Here is a 17,742-nt window from a genome sequence, read left to right as displayed (position 1 = left end):
ACCTCTGTGATTCCGGTCACACCCTGTTCCGCGACGCCTCCGACGGACATTCCGCCGCAGCTCGCCTGCCAGCTTCAGGCCAGCCCCGCCCGTGGACTGCACTTCCGCCGGAACGGACCCTCGTATATGAGAGTTTCGTCGCCGGAACGGACTGAATATCGCCGGAAACGGAACGGATGGTGGCTGCGATTTCTTAATCCAAAGATCGCAATCTGATCGCTGATGGACCAAGTACGGACAGGCAACCGGGGAATGGCATGAAAGACCTGATGACGACGGCGCAAGCCAATGGAGCGATGCGGCGTTGCGGGGCTCCCGGAATTGTGATGTTCGCGGCGGCGCTTGCGCTGGCCCTCCCCGGCGTCGCCCTTGCCGCCAAGCAGCCGCGCCAGACCGCCGAGGCGGTGGCACCGCGCGAGGCCGGCGAGCCGATCATGGCGATCGTGTCGATCAAGAGCCAGCAGGTCACGTTCTACGATTCCGAGGGCTGGATCCTGCGCGCGCCGGTCTCCACCGGCACGACCGGACGCGAAACGCCCGCCGGCGTCTTCGCCGTCGTCGAGAAGGACAGGGACCACCACTCGACCATGTATGACGATGCCTGGATGCCGAACATGCAGCGCATTACCTGGAACGGCATCGCACTGCACGGCGGGCCGCTGCCCGGCTACGCGGCCTCGCATGGCTGCATCCGCATGCCCTTCGGCTTCGCCGAGAGCCTGTTCGACAAGACCAATATCGGGATGCGGGTGATCATCTCGCCGAACGACGCCGCTCCGGTGGATTTCGCGCATCCCTCGCTGTTCGTGCCGAGCAAGGAGGCCATTGCGGCGGCCCCGGCGCGTGCCGACAAGCTCTCCGCCGAGGCGGAGGTGGCCGCGAGCGCGGCCGATGACGCCAAGAAGGCGGCCGTCGCGGCAGCGAAGGATGCCCAGTCGCTCCCGGCGACGCTGCGCAAGCTCGAGCAGCAGAAGGCCCGCGCCGATGCCGAGAACGCCTATGCCGACAAGCTTGTTGCAAACGCCAAGAGCGACCAGGCCAAGGCCAAGGCCGACGAACTGAAGCAGAAGGCCGCGACCAAGGCCGCCGATGCCGCTAGCCAGCTCGACGCCGCCAAGGCTGCCGCGCAGCCGAAGCGCGACGCGGTTGCCGCGACCAAGGAAGCGGCCAAGGTCGCCGCGGCCAAGAAGGCCGATGCGGTGAAAGCCGCGACCGACGCAAAACTCGCGCTCGGGCCGGTCTCGGTCTACATCAGCCGCACGACGCAGAAGCTCTATGTCCGGCGCAACACCCACAAGCCGGCGCCGGATGGCGGCGGCGAGGTGTTCGACACCAGCATCGAGGTTCCCGTCACCATCCGTAATCCCGACCAGCCGATCGGCACGCACATCTTCACCGCGATGGCGAAGAACGACACGGGCCTGCGCTGGAGCGTGGTCTCCATCGACGACGGCGACAACGCCAAGGACGCGCTCGACCGCATCACCATCCCGCAGGAGGTATGGGATCGCATCGGGCCGACCGCCATGCCGCGCTCGTCGATCATCATCTCCGACGAGCCCTTGAGCGCCGAGACCAACTACCGCACCGAGTTCGTCGCAGTGCTGAGCAACCATCCGCAGGGTGGCTTCATCACCCGCAAGCCGACCGCACCGTCCGTCGAAATGGCCAGCGACGATGGCTGGGGCGGCGGCTTCGGCGGCAATAGCTTCTTCTTCTTCGGGCAGCGCGATCCCGCCCCGCAGCCGGTCAATCCCCGCCGGCGCGGCCAGTACCAGTACTATCAATCGACGCAGCCGATGCAGCGGAGTTTCTGGTAGGCGCGTGGCGAGGGCGTAGCGACTCCTGCCGCTACGGCCTTGCCGTGATCACCAGGGCCTGAATCTTGGCCTCGACCAGTCCGGGTCCGTGGCGTTTCCGGATCGCCTCGGCGACCGCGTCGGTTGCGGCCTCGAGCCTGCTCGCATCCCTGGCCTCGATCTCGCCGCGCAGCGGCGTGCCCTGGCAATACGCGATCGCCACATATTCCGCGGAGGGCCCGCGGCTCGTCGCAGTCACCGTTTCGATCGATATGTCCTTGAAGCCCGCGCGTTCGAGATCGGCCCTGATGACGGTCTTGTCGTGATAGCCGTGCGGCGTCCGCGCCATGAACAGCGGCGGATTGTCGGGGAACATCTTGCCGAGCGTGACGGTCGCGTCATCCGCGAACACATTGTCCTCGATCCGGTCCCACACGCCGAGCAGGTACGTGCCACCAGGCTTCAACACCCGCTTCGCCTCGGCATAACCCTTGCTGCGATCCGGAAAGAACATGGCGCCGAACTGACAGCAGACGAGGTCGAACACCGAGGCGTCGAAGGGCAGCGCCAGCGCATCGGCCTGACGCCAGGTGATGCGGGGATCGTCACCCTGGCGCTGCTTCGCCACCTCGAGCATCGGCTCGTTCAGGTCGGTCGCGACGTAGCGGACACCCGACGGCAGCAGCGCCGCCGCAGCGCGCGTCACAGCACCCGTGCCGGTTGCGATCTCCAGCAGATCCGAGGGCGACAGCGCGGCGATGCGCCTGGCAAGGTCGTCGGCGTAGACGGAGAAGATCAGCGGAACCAGATATTCGTCGTAGAGCTTCGGGACCGAGCCGGCGAAAACCTTGTCAGTGCTGGACATGCTTGCCTCGCTGAAGGTTCAGACACGAGGCTCATGTTACACAGATCGTCCTTTCCGGCGCCAGCAGGGATCCGGAGAGCGCGCCTACGACTTCGCGCCGCCGACCTCGCGGATCGGCCGCGATCCGTCCCAGTTCAGAGCCGCCTGCCGCACCCTCTCGAAGAACGGGCCCTTGGTGCCGCTGATGTCGGAGATCTCGATGATCGTGCCCGGATGGGCCTGCGTGTCGAAATAGGCGAAGCGCCCCTTGTCGCCGCCGATCTGGCCCTCGTGGCCGACCGTGTAGCCGAGCCCGATCGCCCTGTCGTAAAGCGCCTGGTAGTCGTGGCTCCAGTAGGACATGTGCTGGAGGCCTTCGTGGCCGGCGTCGAGGAATTCCTTGTACAGCGAGGGCGCATCGTTGCGTTGCTGGATCAGCTCGATCTGGAGATCGCCTGAGTTCGCCAGCGCAATGCTCATCTCGACGGAAGAGTCGCGGCCGCGGTGGCGGAACCAGTCGGTCGTGACGCGGTCCATGTAGTACCAGGGACCGACACCCATCACCTCGATCCAGTGCGTCATCGCGGCCTGGATGTCCCGCACCACATATCCGTTCTGGCGCACCGCGCCGAAGATGCGGCTCATGCCCACGCTCCCGTTTGCAACCTGCTCACTTGACCTCGATCGCTCGACTTCAATACTTGCTCCAACGAGCGCGGCCCGGCAAGCTCGGCGAGCCGGCTGGAGGAGGCGCGCGAGGCGATCGACCGCTATCTCGCCTCCTTCCCGTCGCTGATTGCGGCGGGCAATGACGCCAACGAGAAGAGAAAAACCGAGGGAGAGAATCGTGGCAAGGCTGCCCCTGATTGATCCGGAAGCGACGAGCGGCGACATCCGCGCCTCGTTCGACCGCATGCCGGTCAAGCTCAACATCTTCCGCATGATGGCCCATGCCGAGGCCAACATGATCCCGGCGATGCGGCTCGGCAATTCGATCCTGCACAAGCAGAAGCTTTCGGCGGTCAATCGCGAACTGCTGATCCTCCAGGCCGCCCAGCTCGAGGGCGGCGCCTATGAATGGCGCCAGCACGTGCCGATCGCGCTCGGCGTCGGCTGCACGCAGGCCCAGATCGATGCGGTCGAGCGTGGCGATTACGATGCCGTCGCGCTGAACGACGCCGAGCGTGCGCTGCTCAAGTTCGGCCGCGAGGTGGTCGAGAACGTCCGCGTCCCCGAGGCGATCTTCGCCGCCGCGCGAAAACATTTCAGCGACCAGGAGATCGTCGAATCCATCGTCGCGCTCGGCTTCTACATGATGATGGCGCGCGTCACCGAGGCGACCGAAACCGATCTCGATCCCGCGGCCGGCATGAAAGTCTATGACAGCGGCAGGAGATAGGCGGCCGAGGTGACGGAGGCCGAGCGCCGGGCGGGATGTGAGACGAGGCGCGATGCCTCTCCGATGTCGTCCTGGCCTTCGCCAGGACGACGGAGAGATTGGGCTGGCTTCTGCGCCATCTGCGGGCCTTGCCCACCCCCAAATTCACATTGCGCCTGCTAGCCATTCCCTCTAGATGTCTTGTACATATGACCAAATAACATGGTCGTACGCCGAAGGCGTGTCAGGGACGGGAATCGCAGCATGTCGCAGGCGGATGGGTTTGGGCTGGCGGGGGTCATCGGCATGCCGGTCGCGCATTCGCGCTCGCCGGTCATTCACAATTACTGGCTGAAGGCGCATGGCATCCGCGGTTCCTATGTGCCGCTGGCGGTGAAGCCGGAGCGCCTCGCAGATGCGCTTCGCGGCCTGGTCGCGCTCGGGTTCCGGGGTTGCAACGTCACCATGCCGCACAAGCAGACGGCGATGGCGCAGCTCGACCGTGTCAACGAGACCGCCAGGCGTATCGGCGCCGTCAACACCATCGTGGTCGAGCAGGACGGCACGCTGTCCGGCTTCAACAATGACGGTAACGGCTTCGTGCAGAGCCTGCGCGACGCCAAGGCCGACTGGCGCGGCGATGCCGGCCCCATCCTGCTGCTGGGCGCGGGCGGCGCCTCGCGTGCGGTCGTCGTCGCGCTGCTGGAAAACGGCGCGCGCGAGATCCGCATCGCCAACCGCACGGCCGAGAAGGCGGAAGCGATCGCTACCGAATTCGGTTCCGCCGTCAGCACCGTCGCGTGGGGCGATCGTGCGGCCGCGCTCGGTGACGTCGCGCTGCTTGTCAACTGCACCGATCGCGGCATGGTCGGCAAGAGCGCGCTCGAGATCGACCTGTCGCGTCTGAGGCCTGCAACGCTCACCGCCGATCTGATCTACACGCCGCTGGAGACGCCGTTCCTGGCCGAGGCGCGCGCGCGCGGTTGCGCCACCGTGAACGGGCTCGGCCTGCTGCTCAACCAGGCCCGGCTTGCCTTCAAGGCCTGGTTCGGCGTCATGCCCGATGTCACGCCCGAGCTGATCAAGGCCATCGAAGCCACGTTCTGAACCGCGCGGGGAGCTTTGCCATGACATTGCCGGCGGGCCCCAAGATCGACTGCCACATCCACGCACTCGATCCCGTTCGCTTTCCCTACGGCGCCGACACGCCGTACCGGCCGAGCGGGCAGGAGATCGCGACGGCCGCGCAGCTCATCCGCGTGTTCGACGCGTTCGATGTCAAGCATGCACTCGTCGTCGCCACCAACACCGGTTACGGCAGCGATAGTCGCATCCTGCTCGATACGCTGGAGCAGGGCGGCGGCCGCTTCAAGGGCGTCGCCGTGGTCGAGAACGACGTCGACATCCGCGAACTCGAAAGATTGAAGTCGGCCGGCGTCATCGGCGTCGCCTTCAACGTGCCGTTCCACGGCGCCGATTACTATCGCCACACCGCGCCGCTGCTCCAGAAGCTGGTAAGCCTCGGCCTGTTCCTCCAGATCCAGGTCGAGCAGGATCAATTGCTCGACTTGCTGCCGCTGATCGACAAATCGCAGGTCCGCCTGGTGTTCGACCATTGCGGCCGGCCACCGGTCGGGCAGGGAGTCAAAGGCAAGGCGTTCCAGGCGCTGCTCGCAATCGGCCGCGAGCGCGAGGCGCATGTCAAGCTGTCAGGCTATTACAAGTTCTCGCAGCAGCCGCATCCGTACGAGGACACCTGGCCATTCATCGCCGCGCTGGTCGAGGCCTTCACGCTCGATCGCTGCGTCTGGGGCTCGGATTATCCGTTCCTGCGCGCGGCCGAGCGGCTCGACTACGGGCCGCTGCTCGCGGTGCTGACAAGATTGTTTCCGGATCGAGGCGACCAGCATCGCCTGCTGTGGCGAACGCCGGCGAAACTGCTCGGCTTCGACGCGTCATAAACAAGAAAGCAAAGGGAGGACATCATGAAACATCTTGCAGGCACGCTCGCCATCGCCTTGGCGGCAGCATTTTCGGCAGGCGCGGTCCGCGCGCAGAGCACCGTCTACATCCCCGATGTCATCGAACTTTCCGGCCCCGGCGCCGTCTCCGGCACCAATTGGCGCGACGGCGTTTCGCTTGCGGTCGACGAGATCAACGCCGCCGGCGGCATTCTGGGCCGCAAGATCCAGACCGAGCATCTGGACACCCAGAGCAATCCCGGCATCTCGCGTGCGCAGGTGCAGAAGGTCCTGGACAAGAATCCCTATGTGGTGCTCGGGCCGATCTATTCCGGCTCGGTCAAGGTCAACATGGCGCTGACGCAGCAAGCCGAGATTCCGCAGATCGTCGGCGCCGAGGCCGCCGACATCACGACGCAGGGCAATCCGTGGGTGTTCCGCACCGCCTTCGGCCAGCAATTCTCGATGCCGAAGATCGCCAATTATCTGCACGACAAGCTGAACGTGAAGAGCGTTGCGGTGCTCTGGGTCAACAACGATTTCGGCAAGGGCGGTCACGACAATTTCGTGAAGGAGATGAAGGCGCGCAACATCGAGATCGCGGCCGATATCTCCACCGAGCAGGGCCAGGTCGATTTCGGCTCCGACGTCATCAAGCTCAAGGGCGCCAAGGCCGATGCCGCCTTCATCTACACCAACGAGGAGGAGAGCGCGCGCTTCCTGATCGAGGCGAAGCGGCAGGGCCTGTCGACGCCGCTGTTCGGCGAAACCACGCTGCTCAGCCAGAAGGTGGTGGAGCTCGCCGGCCCCGCCGCCAACGGCGTGCGCGGCCATGTCGGCCTCTCGGCGGACGCGCCGGTGCCGGCAATCCAGGAATTCGCGAAGAAGTTTTCCGCGCGCTTCAAATATCTGCCCGATCATAACGGCATCAAGGGCTATACCGCCGTCTACCTCGTCAAATACGTCACCGAGAAGATCGGCAAGTTCGACAGCAAGGCGTTTGGCGCGGCGATGAAGGGCCTGACCCTGACACCCGACAAGGCCCCGGGCATGCTGATGGAAGCAAGCTGGGACCAGAACGGCGACATCGACCGCGCCAGCTTCCTCGCCGAGATCGTCGACGGCAAGCAGAAGATCGTCGAGACCTTGCCGAAGCTGAATGGCGGGAAGAGCGGGGGATGAAAGGCTCGTGAGAACGAGGCGCCGCTCGACGCCAAGGCGTGAGACGATTATTGATGCGCGGGTGATCCTCTCCTGGGACGCCCGCAATTCATGAAAACCACGCTGCTGAAATCCGAAGACTACACCCGCTCGCCCTGGAAGAACGGCGGCGGCATCCTGACCGATATCGCGGACGCGCATCGGCCAGGTGCGGCGGTGAAGGATTGGGACAGCCTGCTGTGGCGCTTCGCCTCGACGCCGATCGTGGCGCCGGGGCCTTTCTCCTACATGCCTGGCATCGACCGCTTGCAGATGGTGATCGCCGGGCGCGGACTGGTGTTGAAGGCTCCGGGCCAGGAGTTCGACGAGCGCGAGCCGTTCACCACCGCGCGCTTCACCGGCGAGATGGAGATCGTCACCGAGCTGGAGGCCGGCCCGGTCGAGGTCGTCAATCTGATGGCGCGGCGCGGTGCGGCGGAGATCGAGCTGGCGGCGCTTGAGGAGCCCGGCGAGCGGTCATTGCCTGCCGGAACGCATCTGGTCTATGCGGTATCAAGCGATTGCGGCATTCGACTCAATTCCGAGCAATTTGTCATCCCCGCCGGCAGCACGCTGAAGATCGAGCTGACGGAGCCGTCGAAGCTCGCGCTCGTCTCGGGGCTCGCCGTGCTGGGGTCGATTCGGCCCGCCGGCTAGGGGGCGATCGTGCGAATGCGCACAATCCGTGCAACTGGCTAGGTTGACGCGGCCGATCCGGAACACGATATCTGCCCGGATGAAGACCGAAGGCCAGGATATGCACGCGCCAGACAGGATTTCCGCTGCCACGCAAGCCGACGGCGTCGTCGACTGGCTGACCAACGGCACGCACAACGAGCGCTTCATCGACAACATCTTCGCGGAAATGTGCATTCGCATCCAGCAGGCCGGCATTCCGCTCAAGCGGTCGACGCTTCATGTCCTGATCCAGCATCCGCAATGGCTGGGGGCGCGGTTCATGTGGTCCGACGGCATGCGGGAGGCGGAGATCGCGCGGGTCGATTTCGACGTGCGGGAACGCTCCGAATATATCGGCAGCCCCGCCAACGAAATGCAGGACGGCGCGACAGAAGTACGCGAGAATCTGGAGCAGGATCCCGCGCGCGGCCGCAAGCATGCGCTTTATGACGAGATGCGGGCGATGGGGCTGACCGACTATGTCGCCTGGCCGCTCTACCACACCCTCGGCAAGCGCCATCTCGTCACCTTCGCAACCGATCGGCCCGGCGGCTTCGATGCGGCGCACGTCGCCGCACTGAAGAAATTGCTGCCGGTGCTGGCGCTGGTCAGCGAGATCCGCATCAAGAATCGCCTGGCGCGGACGCTGCTGGAGACCTATGTGGGTTCCCATGCCGGCGAGCTGATCCTCGCCGGTGCCACCCGGCGCGGCACCGGCACGACGGTGCGCGCCGCGATCATGATCTGCGACTTGCGCGACTTCACGAAAATCTCCGACAACTGGCCGCGTGACGACGTCATCGATCTCCTCAACGATTATTTCGACGCGATGTCCGACCCGATCGCGCGACACGGCGGCGAGATCCTGAAATTCATCGGCGACGGCCTGCTCGCGATCTTCCCGCTGAGCCAACCCGACGCCTGCGCCAACCTCTTGCGCGCCGTCACCGAGGCCCGTAAGGCCATGGCCGCGCTGAACGTGCGCAACGACGGCACGGGCCGCGCGCCGTTGAATTACGGCATCGGCGTTCATGTCGGCGACGTCATGTACGGCAATATCGGATCGTCGAGCCGCCTCGACTTCACCGTGATCGGTCCCGCCGTCAACATGGCCTCGCGGCTCGAGGCGCTCACCAAGCAGATCGGCAAGAGGGTGCTGCTGTCGCGCGACTTTGCCGAGCTCGTGGCGACGGAGTTCGCGCTCGAGCGGGTCGGCCAGCACGCGGTGCGCGGTTTCAGTGAGCCGATCGAGCTGTTTGCGTTTGAGCCGGGCGAACGCGCAGACTAACGGCGGCGCCGATATCGCGTCCGCGGCCGGCCCGGCCTCGTCGTCCGTGGCGGCACTGTCTCGGCGGCCAACGGGGAGAAGCCCCGGGGAGCCGGGGCCTCTCCCAAGGCCGGACGGTGGGGAGAGGTATGCTGACCTCGGCGACCGGGCTAGGTCACGCTGCCGCCCCAGCGGCCGCTGTACTTGAATTCCGGCGCCGACTTGAGCTGGTCGGCCGTGGCGCTCATGCCGGCGTGCCACTTGTTGTCATTGTAGGTGACGTGAATCGCCGAGGGGGCGACCGCGACATAATGTTCGCCCAGCCCCAGGAACCCGCCGACGGACAGGATGTAGGCGTTGGCGTGGCCGCTCTGGTCGAGCGCGATGTCCTTGATGGTGCCGATGTCCTTGTTGTCGTTGTTGTAGACGTCGAGACCGATGAGCTTGGATGCAATATCGTCGGACTTCTGGACGGTGACGTAGTCGCCGGCATTGCCGGGACGAGCCGCGCTGGCGTTCTGATCCGTGGCGCTCGGATGGCTGTCGCTGACGGTGATCATCTCGGCGAAGCTGTCCGGCCCGATCGACATCCTCACCGGATTTCCGTCGCTATCGACAGCCTTCACGTCGAACGAGGTCGGCGCGAGGCTGATGTCCCTGTATCCGGATTTTTGCAAGGTCTTCGTCACGTCCTGCCGGATGTCCGACGCTTGCGGAGTATTGTCCTTGTTGGACGCTGCCCACGCCGCAGAGCCCAGTGCGATCGTGGCGGTGGTCGCAAGTAAGATGGCAACACGCATTGTACGTTCTCCCTGTCGCTCAAAAGTTCATCCTGCCTTCGCAGGATCAACGTCACGGAAAATCGCCGGTTGCATGAAATTTTGATCAGGTTGGGAGGGGCAGGGGGTGATGGGCGCTGCTGTTGCCAAGGTGCGGGCGTCCAACTACGCTTCAGCTCCGCCAAAAATGGTCCAGCGATCGCCGCTCCGTCATGCCCAAATTCCTTCGCATCGGTCTGCATCAGTCGAACGTCTCAGGGTACACCTCGAAGGCGTGGTGCGTGCGGCGGGTCGGCTCGGCGGTGTTCCTGAAATGGGGCGCGGTCGAGGTGCAAGGCGCCGGCAAGGGCCGCAAGGTCTACTGGACGCATCTGCCGCAGGAGAAAACCATCCGTTGCGGCACCGCGCAGCGCGCGCAGGACTACACCAAATCCGCGATCGCACGACGGCGCAGCCATGACTACGAGCCGCTGAGCGGCGCCATCGCGACCCGGCGCAAATCCGCGAACGGCAGCGCCGACCTCAAGCAGGCGCTCGCCACGATCCTGATCGTCGACATCGTCGGCTCCACGGCAAAGGCCGCAAAGCTCGGCGATGCGCGCTGGACCAAGGTGATGGGCCTCTATTACGCCGCGGTCCGGAAAGAGTTGAAGTCGTCGCGCGGCAAGGAAGTGGTGACGACCGGCGACGGCGTGCTCGCGACCTTCAAGGCGCCGGCCGCCGGAATCAATTGCGCAACCGCGATTCAGAAGGCCGTGCGTACGCTCGGCCTCGAGATCAGGGTCGGCCTGCACGCGGGCGAATACACGATCAGCGGCGGCGAGATGGTCGGTCTCGCGTTCCACATCGGCACCCGCGTCGCCGCCAAGGCGCGCGCCGGCGAAGTCCTCGTCTCGAGCGCGGTGAAGGACCTGCTCGCGGCGCAATCCCAGATCCGCCTCAGGGATCACGGCAGCCATCAGCTCAAGGGCGTGCCGGCGCGGTGGCGGCTATACCGGGTGGAAGGTTAGGCGGGCGCGTCGCGCGCGCCGGCGAGGTGACCGACGCTGACGTGGACCGCGATCGCTGGATCGAGACAAGATACCAGCGCCGCTGGTGTCGCTGAAATCGTCGGGATGCTCCGCGCCGCGGCATTCCCTGGTGCCAGGCTGGTGCGAACCTGGCGCCGCCTGAAAGGGCCTTTTCGCAACGAAAGAGGCCGCCCTGACGGCGGCCTCTCCTCTGTTCTCACCAGCGACCGGGACCAACGCCGATCGTGACATCAGGGCCGTCATATCCGCGGTCGTAGTAGCCACGGTCGTAATAGCCGCGGGCCGGCGCCTGATAGTAGCCGTAGCTGTCGCGCCACCTGGCGTGGCGATGGCGGCAATTTCCGACGCCGGCCATCAACTGGCCGCCACTCATGGCGGGGCCTTCGGCGCCGACGGCCATGTTGCCCGAGCTCGTGCAGGGACCCGGGCCTTGAGCGAAGCTCGGGGTTGCCACCGTGGTCACGGCGATCGCCGCGGCGATCATGCCGACACATGGAACAATCTTCATGTCTGTTCTCCAGTTGCGGGCACCACCAACGGCGCGCAGCTTTCGATGTTCCTGCGATGGGCGATGTTGCTCGCGGCAGTTTGACGGGCGGCCCGATCCGGCTTCCGCTCCGCTTCGGCCACGCGACCGCGCGGCAATGATGCTCAGCTCGACATCAGCGTGCGGGCGGCGCGGGCAAGGCGGCGGCCGACGGTCTTCTGCCGAAGCGCCTCCGTCCAGTCGAACATGCTTGAATTGACGTCATAGTCGCCCCGCTGGGCGTCCGGTATCGCACCGGCGACGACGCGAGCGATCAACTGTGGCAATTCGCGATAGAAAGTATCGGTGCGGTACGGCGGATGCAGCGAGTAGAGCCCGGCGCCCGAACCGAGAAAGTCGATCCGCGAGAGTTGCCTGCGCAGCATGGCGGCGGAGATGATCTCCTCGGCCGGCATCGTCAGTGGCGACTGGTGGAACAGTCTCGCGCGGATCCGGCGCCGGAGATTCGGGCGCACCAGGTCCAGCGCCCCGATCGACGCGTCGAACCTGACCTGATCGAGAACGAAGATACGCGTGCTCACGGTGCGAAAGCGGTAAGCCGGGTAGGCGGCAGCGAGCCGCTCGGGCGGCTGGACGTGGGTCAAGCCTGGAAACCCGCCGTGCAAATCGCCGAGCGTGCCGTCGGCGCGGGGAGGACCGGGAAGTGGTCCGGCGAACAGTGCGTCGGGCGTGGTCTTGAGCCAGCCGATCGCCTCCTCCAGCCAGACCTGGCTGCCGCCGCCGAACAGCATGTCGCTGTCCATATGCACCACATAATCGGCGTTGGTCTTCAACAGACCGTAGAAATAGGCATGGAACGGTCCGCCATCGAAGGCCTTTTCCGGATAGACGCGGCTCGTCGAGAAATAGCGCTGCCGCACGGCCTCCAACGCCGCCGGCGAATAATCGACCTCGGAAATCTCCGCCTTCGGCGACTGCCGCGCGATGGCTTCCAGCAGCGCAAACAGGCGTCCGCGGCACTCCTCGTAGGCGCTGCCGGTGTAGCGGCCGCTCCTGCTCTGCCTGGTGTCGACAGTGAAGACGATGCGATCGACCTGATCGCCCCACACGTCGAGCTGATGCGGAAGCGTGTGAACGGCATGGCGCACGTCCAGCGGATGCAAATTGATCTGAAGCGCCGATCTGACCTGCATCTCAACTCTCCTCGCCGGTGAACCGGGTGGTCGCGTTCACGAACGGCTCGCGTCTGAATTCGCCGTCCAGGGGGACGCGGCCAGTTGCGCGGCCGGCCTGGATTGGTGCCTTTGTGGTCCTATGCGAAATTTATCAAAGATGGGCTTCTCCAGAAGCCAATTCGCACTGCGTCGTTAATGAACCGCGGCGGATGAACGAAAGATCATGCAGGCGACGTGCTCGACCCGATTTGCCCAAACATGCGAGGGCCGGCGCAGCGGCGCGCTCGGCGCGAAGGGCGGTCACGACTTGCGTCCCCGTGGAGCGTCAATGATTGAGTAACCACTTTTGTTAAGGCGAGTGTGCTGGGAACTGCCGCGGGTTGGTCGAACCGGCAAGGCGCATCCGAAATATTGCGGCCGGCGGCCGGGAGCAGCGACCCGCGCCGCTGCGATGGCGTCCGGTACTAACCGCCCCATCCCGCAAACGGATTGTGACCTGGTTCTGGTTGATCATCGTAGTGCGGGGTCGGCTGAGGGCGCGCCGGCGCAGCCGGCGAATAGGCCCAGGCGGCAGCGGGCCCTCTCGTCCAAACGTGGGTGGAGTGAACAGTTGCATGATGCCGATGTCCCTGGGCCGCCATAGCGGCGCTGACCGGTGCGCACAGGACAATCAAAAGGCTCAAGACCAGACCCGATCGCATGGCAATGTCTCCAATGGACCTAACGATGAGCAGTTAAGTGAGCCTCGGTCGATGTCCTCGCAATCCGCGGCTGCCTCACGGCGGGTAACATCCGCGGCATCATGCACGGGTTGGCGGTGCAATTCGTGCGAATCTGCAAACCCGTCCTGCCGTGAAGCGTTGCCTGCCGGAGCAATGATCGAGGGAGCTGACGACGGGATCAGGCGACCGGAGACGACCGGCGTGATCGACTTGCTCTGCTTTTCGTCTGCGTTCGATCGCAAGGTGGGATTAGCTTAACCGGGTGTCCATCAAGCCGGCAGCAGCTCACTTGCACCGATTGGAACGATGGCTCGGCTTGAGTGATGCGGAGTTGCGATGCGCTGGAGTTCGAGGCGGAGCTTGCGGCAACGGTCCGTCTTCGTTTCCGCTTTGCTCCAGCTACGCCGGACACGCTTCGTGCTTCGGGCTCCTGCGTGGCTGCGCCACGCGCAGCCCGAAGGGCGAAGCGTGGTGGGCCCGGCAGGAGCATCCACCATCGCAAGAAAGCCAAAGTTTTGCCGGCGCTCTGGTTGGGTAGGAAGGACACAATGTCCCACCTTTGTGCTCTACTTAGCAACGTAGACAACAAGAGGCAACGCACAGACACTAATCAAAAGTCGGACGACGTTAGGACAAGGACGATAACTCAGCCGGTAACTCGGACCATTGTCCCGCTTTTGGGCGGAGCATCTCCACAGGCGTGACCTACTGTCTCTTCTTACGCTTCGATCCTAACTTGATAGACGCAGAAGTTTTTGCTCCCTTCCTAACAACGCTCGGCTTCCGCTTTTGAGGTGGAGGCACCTTTGTTCGATTGCCTCGTCGCTTTGTCCCTTTAGGGTTCTTCTCCGCGCCAAGCGCTCCCTTCCGCTTGCGCGATGAAGAAGTCTTTAGTCGGTTGCCTTTTGGGTTCTTTTGCGCGCCAGCTGGGCCCGAAACATCCAGTACGACGACGCTCAATTTCTCTCGCTTCTGAGCTGGTATCATCCCGGTCAAAATCTCCAACATTTCCATTGCGGTACTGGGCGATCTTCCGCCGTCCGGTCTGGCAGGGATTTTTCGGGGGCGCTTTGGACCAAACCAAAATACACCGTATATCCCATATCCGCTTGCCTCTGGGTCTGCGGTGTACAGACGGTCCAACTGCGTCGTATGGGCGTACCACCACTTTGGATAGCGGTTTTGTGCGCTGGCTTTCCCTACGTCTTTAACCGTAGGTAAGTCGGTCCTATGAAGGCAAGCCTTGAAGCCCGCAATAGCTACCTCGGCATTCTCAGCTCCAATTTTCTGCTCCAGTCGTTGATACGGCGTGGCTTCCATGTTCTCGTCGAAGTAAATTTCTGCGAGCCACTGTAGCCAGCCTAAGTGTCTTCCAGATGCAATTTCTGACTTGTCGCGCTCGAATTCGTGGCGACGTGCAATCGCGCTCTGCTCATCGTCTGAAGCCTGCTGAGAGGCGCGTGCAGCATCTTCTCGTCGCCAATCTTCCAACGGAGAGGTAATGACGCGACCTCGAACAGCGGAGAGATGTGAATGAGAGTCTGCGTAATAATAGAGCTCGTCGAATTGAGAATTATCGACGCCGATGGCAAGATGGATTGCCAGCTCATAAAGCAGGGCTAGCTTGGGCGGTGTGTCAATCCCTTTATTCGGCCGTCGTGCGGTGAGTATAATCTGCGGCCTCGTCGCCGTTTCCAATGAAGACCCGGCGACCGAGCGCGGCCCGGACTCTATCCCGGTCAGGGAATGGTGTGGTTCGGTAACTTGGATATTCATCTACCGCTTCGTTGTCGGCTAAACTTACGCCGCCCACATCGCTTATTAGGCGTGTCGCCAGAACAGCCCCCGCTGGTGCGCGAAGCTCATCTGCCCCGTAGACACCATCCCCCGAACGCGCACGCGTGGGATTGTGTTCGGATAACAGCAGCGTAGTAGCATTCTGTAATAGTTCAGTCCGATTGCGTGGCCAATTCTTGTCCTTTACAGACTTTGCGAGCATCACGAGATTTTGTGGATTGGTAAGAAGGTCATTCAGGCCGCGTTCTACTGCTTGTTCTAGAAATGCGTTCGGATTTGTCACGCCTTGCGTTTGCAGGACGGCTCGCTGCTCCTCCGTGGTCAGCTTTTCGAGTGCTAAGACTACGTAGCCTCCGTGGCTGCTGAAGTAGGGCTGAAACGTTGCGAGGTCGGTGGAGCCGAGCCAGTCGCTTTCGCGGCAGGAGATGCGAAGTTGCTTTGGCTGAACATCAAACAATTTTTGAACGACGGCATCGATCGTGCTCTGGTCACCGCGTCCTGCTCGACGCTCGTCGAGCGCATCGATGAACAATGTTGTCGCGGCGGGAAAGGCAGGAATGTTGAGGAAGTCCCGGGTAGTAACTCGCGTGCCGTTCTTGGCTGCGGCTTCGATAAACAGGTGGGTTTTCCCAGCCCCGGGCGCGCCCAATAGCACGACGTTCGGCGTCTCAGCGTATTCAGAGAATAGCTGTCCTTGATTTGGCTCGGCAGGTTGCGGAATTAGTTGCCGAACAATCCGATCAGTCATTCAAGTGTCCTGGGTCGTTTGTGAAAAAGGCAATTGTAGATTGAGTCGGTGGCGTCTTTGCAAATGCAGATAGGATAAAAAATTCGCGCGGGCATCTAATGGAATTGGCTTGCGTAGTTCCCCCCGTGCCCCCCGCGAGGCGGCGCTAGTTGCAAAAGGCACATGGCTTCGTGACTTAACTTCAGTTCATTCCGCGCTCGGTGCCGTACTGGATCAACTGTTGAGCCGAATAGCTTGGTGCGCGTGACAGTCGCATCGCTTCCTTCGGATCGCGTGTTTGTAGCGAAATCTTCACGCTTGATGATCTGCGCTCCATCGACGCAGCGCGTATGGGCCAACGGAAATAGTAGATGCCGTGACGCGACACGGCCAGATACGAGGGAGCGAACAGGCCTGAATCCCTCACCAAAATGTCCCACCAGCGGGCATCCGGGAGCCAAGGCTTTGATCTTTCGAGGAATGGTGGGCCCGGCAGGACTCGAACCTGCAACCAGACCGTTATGAGCGGCCGGCTCTAACCATTGAGCTACAGGCCCCGCCGCGAGACGGCTCGCAGGAACGCGCGGCCGGCAACGGTGCGCGGTTCGTTTACAGGGATGGAGGCGGGGGTGCAATGCCGCGGCGGGCGCAGCGGAAACCTCGGCGCCGCACCGGAGATGGTTTTTGAAATACCGAATTTTGCGATGATGCCGTTATGAACCTGTTTTGCCCGACGGGTCAACCGTTTTCCGGGGGCTTTTGATTTTCCCTACCGTAACCGGCTGAAATCGCCTGACTTTCTACTGTGCATGGGGTTGTTTTCGCGTTTTGCCGGGAGGGGACCCTTAACTCCCCTCCGTCCCGCCGCCCGATGGCGGGTCGCCGGCCCGCCGGTCAGTCCACCGAGACCCCGGCGAACTCCACGACCTTGCGCCACTTCTCGGTCTCGTCAGCGACGAGCTTGCCGAACTCGGCCGGCGTCATCGGCCTCGGGATGCCGCCGTTCTCGGTCAGCCGCGCCATCACCTTCGGGTCCTTCAGCGCTTCGTTGACCGCCTTGTTGAGGAGTTCGACGATGTCGGCTGGCGTGCCCTTCGGCGCGGAGATGCCGTAGAAGCCGACCGATTCGAAGCCCGGCACGGTCTCGGCGATCGCCGGCATGTCGGGCAAGGCGGGCCAGCGCTGCGGCGAGGTCACGCCAAGCGCGCGCACGTTGCCGCCGCGCGACTGCTCGAGCGCGGAGGGCAGGTTGTCGAAGATCAGCTGCACCTTGTTGGAGATGATGTCGGGAAAGGCGAGCGCGGAGCCGCGATAGGGCACGTGGATCATGTCGCACTTGGTCATCGCCTTGAACAGCTCGGCCGACATGTGCACCGAGGTGCCGTTGCCGGACGAGGCGAACGAGATCTTGCCCGGGTTGGCCTTGCAATAGTCGATGAACTCCTGGACCGTCTTCACCGGCATCGCGTTGGAGACGACCAGCATGTTGGTGAGCTGCATGATGCTGGCGACCGGCGTGGTGTCGCGCAGGAAGTCGAACGGCAGCTTCTTGTAGAGCGAGGTCGAGATCGCGTTGTTGGGCGCGACGAACAGCAGCGTGTAGCCGTCGGGGGCTGCGTTGATCGCGGCACCCGCCGCGATGTTGCCGCCGGAGCCGGCGCGGTTCTCGACGATGAATTGCTGGCCGAGCCGATCCGACAGCGCCTGCGCCATGATGCGCGCGACGATGTCGACCGGGCCGCCGGCGGCAAAGCCGATCAGCCAATGCACCGGACGGTCGGGGTAGGCGGCGGAGGCGGGAGGGGCGGCGGCGAAAAGACCTGAAAGAATGACCAAACCGAAAACAGCATTACGCAAGATTCGCAACATGATGCCTCCCATTGTTCTATTGTCGTTA

Annotated in this window: 16 protein-coding genes and 1 tRNA gene; 8 read left to right on the top strand and 9 right to left on the bottom strand. The window is 63.5% G+C overall.

Translation table 11 applies throughout. From position 1 onward, the window contains the following. Window positions 1-257: 257 nt before the first annotated feature. A complete protein-coding gene (locus XH90_RS28205; protein WP_194477550.1) occupies window positions 258-1,820 on the top strand; it encodes a L,D-transpeptidase in 1,563 nt (520 codons plus the stop codon). Between the two features lie 31 nt (window positions 1,821-1,851). On the opposite strand, the gene XH90_RS28200 is transcribed toward XH90_RS28205, so the two are convergent. Beyond that, on the bottom strand, window positions 1,852-2,664 hold the full coding sequence (locus XH90_RS28200; protein WP_194477549.1) for a class I SAM-dependent methyltransferase: 813 nt from the start codon (window positions 2,662-2,664) through the stop codon (window positions 1,852-1,854). Between the two features lie 84 nt (window positions 2,665-2,748). Next, window positions 2,749-3,288: a VOC family protein gene (locus XH90_RS28195; RefSeq protein ID WP_194477548.1), complete on the bottom strand. Its 540-nt coding sequence runs from the start codon at window positions 3,286-3,288 to the stop codon at window positions 2,749-2,751. 202 nt (window positions 3,289-3,490) lie between these two features. Here XH90_RS28195 and XH90_RS28190 point away from each other — a divergent pair, with 202 nt between their 5' ends. The 6 genes from XH90_RS28190 (at window position 3,491) to XH90_RS28165 (ending at window position 9,148) form a co-directional block, all read left to right on the top strand. After that, window positions 3,491-4,042 (top strand): carboxymuconolactone decarboxylase family protein, encoded by a 552-nt coding sequence (locus tag XH90_RS28190; RefSeq protein ID WP_194477547.1) that lies wholly within the window; start codon window positions 3,491-3,493, stop codon window positions 4,040-4,042. Between the two features lie 243 nt (window positions 4,043-4,285). Beyond that, complete coding sequence (locus XH90_RS28185) at window positions 4,286-5,128, top strand: shikimate dehydrogenase (protein WP_194477546.1); 843 nt, start codon at window positions 4,286-4,288, stop codon at window positions 5,126-5,128. A 20-nt stretch (window positions 5,129-5,148) separates the two neighbouring features. Further along, entirely contained in the window at window positions 5,149-5,982 is an 834-nt protein-coding gene (locus tag XH90_RS28180) for an amidohydrolase (RefSeq protein ID WP_194477545.1), read from the top strand. A gap of 24 nt (window positions 5,983-6,006) precedes the next feature. After that, a complete protein-coding gene (locus XH90_RS28175; RefSeq protein WP_194477544.1) occupies window positions 6,007-7,164 on the top strand; it encodes an ABC transporter substrate-binding protein in 1,158 nt (385 codons plus the stop codon). Between the two features lie 90 nt (window positions 7,165-7,254). Beyond that, a complete protein-coding gene (locus XH90_RS28170; RefSeq protein ID WP_194477543.1) occupies window positions 7,255-7,839 on the top strand; it encodes a HutD family protein in 585 nt (194 codons plus the stop codon). A gap of 79 nt (window positions 7,840-7,918) precedes the next feature. Then, window positions 7,919-9,148 (top strand): adenylate/guanylate cyclase domain-containing protein, encoded by a 1,230-nt coding sequence (locus XH90_RS28165; protein ID WP_371748269.1) that lies wholly within the window; start codon window positions 7,919-7,921, stop codon window positions 9,146-9,148. Window positions 9,149-9,297: 149 nt separating this feature from the next. On the opposite strand, the gene XH90_RS28160 is transcribed toward XH90_RS28165, so the two are convergent. Beyond that, on the bottom strand, window positions 9,298-9,927 hold the full coding sequence (locus XH90_RS28160) for a PRC-barrel domain-containing protein (protein WP_194477542.1): 630 nt from the start codon (window positions 9,925-9,927) through the stop codon (window positions 9,298-9,300). A 191-nt stretch (window positions 9,928-10,118) separates the two neighbouring features. Between XH90_RS28160 and XH90_RS28155 the strand changes: the two genes are divergently transcribed. Beyond that, window positions 10,119-10,916 carry an adenylate/guanylate cyclase domain-containing protein gene (locus tag XH90_RS28155; RefSeq protein ID WP_194477541.1) on the top strand — a complete coding sequence of 266 codons (798 nt, stop codon included), beginning with the start codon at window positions 10,119-10,121 and terminating at the stop codon, window positions 10,914-10,916. 217 nt (window positions 10,917-11,133) lie between these two features. On the opposite strand, the gene XH90_RS28150 is transcribed toward XH90_RS28155, so the two are convergent. The 6 genes from XH90_RS28150 to XH90_RS28125 all read right to left on the bottom strand — a co-directional run bounded on the left by XH90_RS28150 (window position 11,134) and on the right by XH90_RS28125 (window position 17,714). Next, window positions 11,134-11,445, bottom strand: coding sequence for a hypothetical protein (locus XH90_RS28150; RefSeq protein WP_194477540.1), 312 nt, complete (start codon window positions 11,443-11,445; stop codon window positions 11,134-11,136). 143 nt (window positions 11,446-11,588) lie between these two features. Continuing rightward, window positions 11,589-12,617 (bottom strand): glycosyltransferase family A protein, encoded by a 1,029-nt coding sequence (locus XH90_RS28145; protein ID WP_194477539.1) that lies wholly within the window; start codon window positions 12,615-12,617, stop codon window positions 11,589-11,591. 1,409 nt (window positions 12,618-14,026) lie between these two features. Then, window positions 14,027-15,019: a hypothetical protein gene (locus tag XH90_RS28140; RefSeq protein ID WP_194477538.1), complete on the bottom strand. Its 993-nt coding sequence runs from the start codon at window positions 15,017-15,019 to the stop codon at window positions 14,027-14,029. Beyond that, window positions 14,967-15,866 (bottom strand): hypothetical protein, encoded by a 900-nt coding sequence (locus tag XH90_RS28135; protein ID WP_194477537.1) that lies wholly within the window; start codon window positions 15,864-15,866, stop codon window positions 14,967-14,969. The genes XH90_RS28140 and XH90_RS28135 overlap by 53 nt, the downstream gene beginning before the upstream one ends. 460 nt (window positions 15,867-16,326) lie before the next feature. Beyond that, window positions 16,327-16,402 (bottom strand) — tRNA-Ile (locus tag XH90_RS28130). A gap of 337 nt (window positions 16,403-16,739) precedes the next feature. Further along, a complete protein-coding gene (locus XH90_RS28125; RefSeq protein WP_194477536.1) occupies window positions 16,740-17,714 on the bottom strand; it encodes a tripartite tricarboxylate transporter substrate binding protein in 975 nt (324 codons plus the stop codon). Window positions 17,715-17,742 lie beyond the last annotated feature (28 nt).

This window comes from Bradyrhizobium sp. CCBAU 53338, from assembly GCF_015291665.1.
In the GTDB taxonomy this organism is placed as follows: Bacteria; Pseudomonadota; Alphaproteobacteria; order Rhizobiales; family Xanthobacteraceae; genus Bradyrhizobium.
Note: the sequence above shows the minus strand (reverse complement) of the source record. Positions and strands in the feature narration are given on the sequence as shown.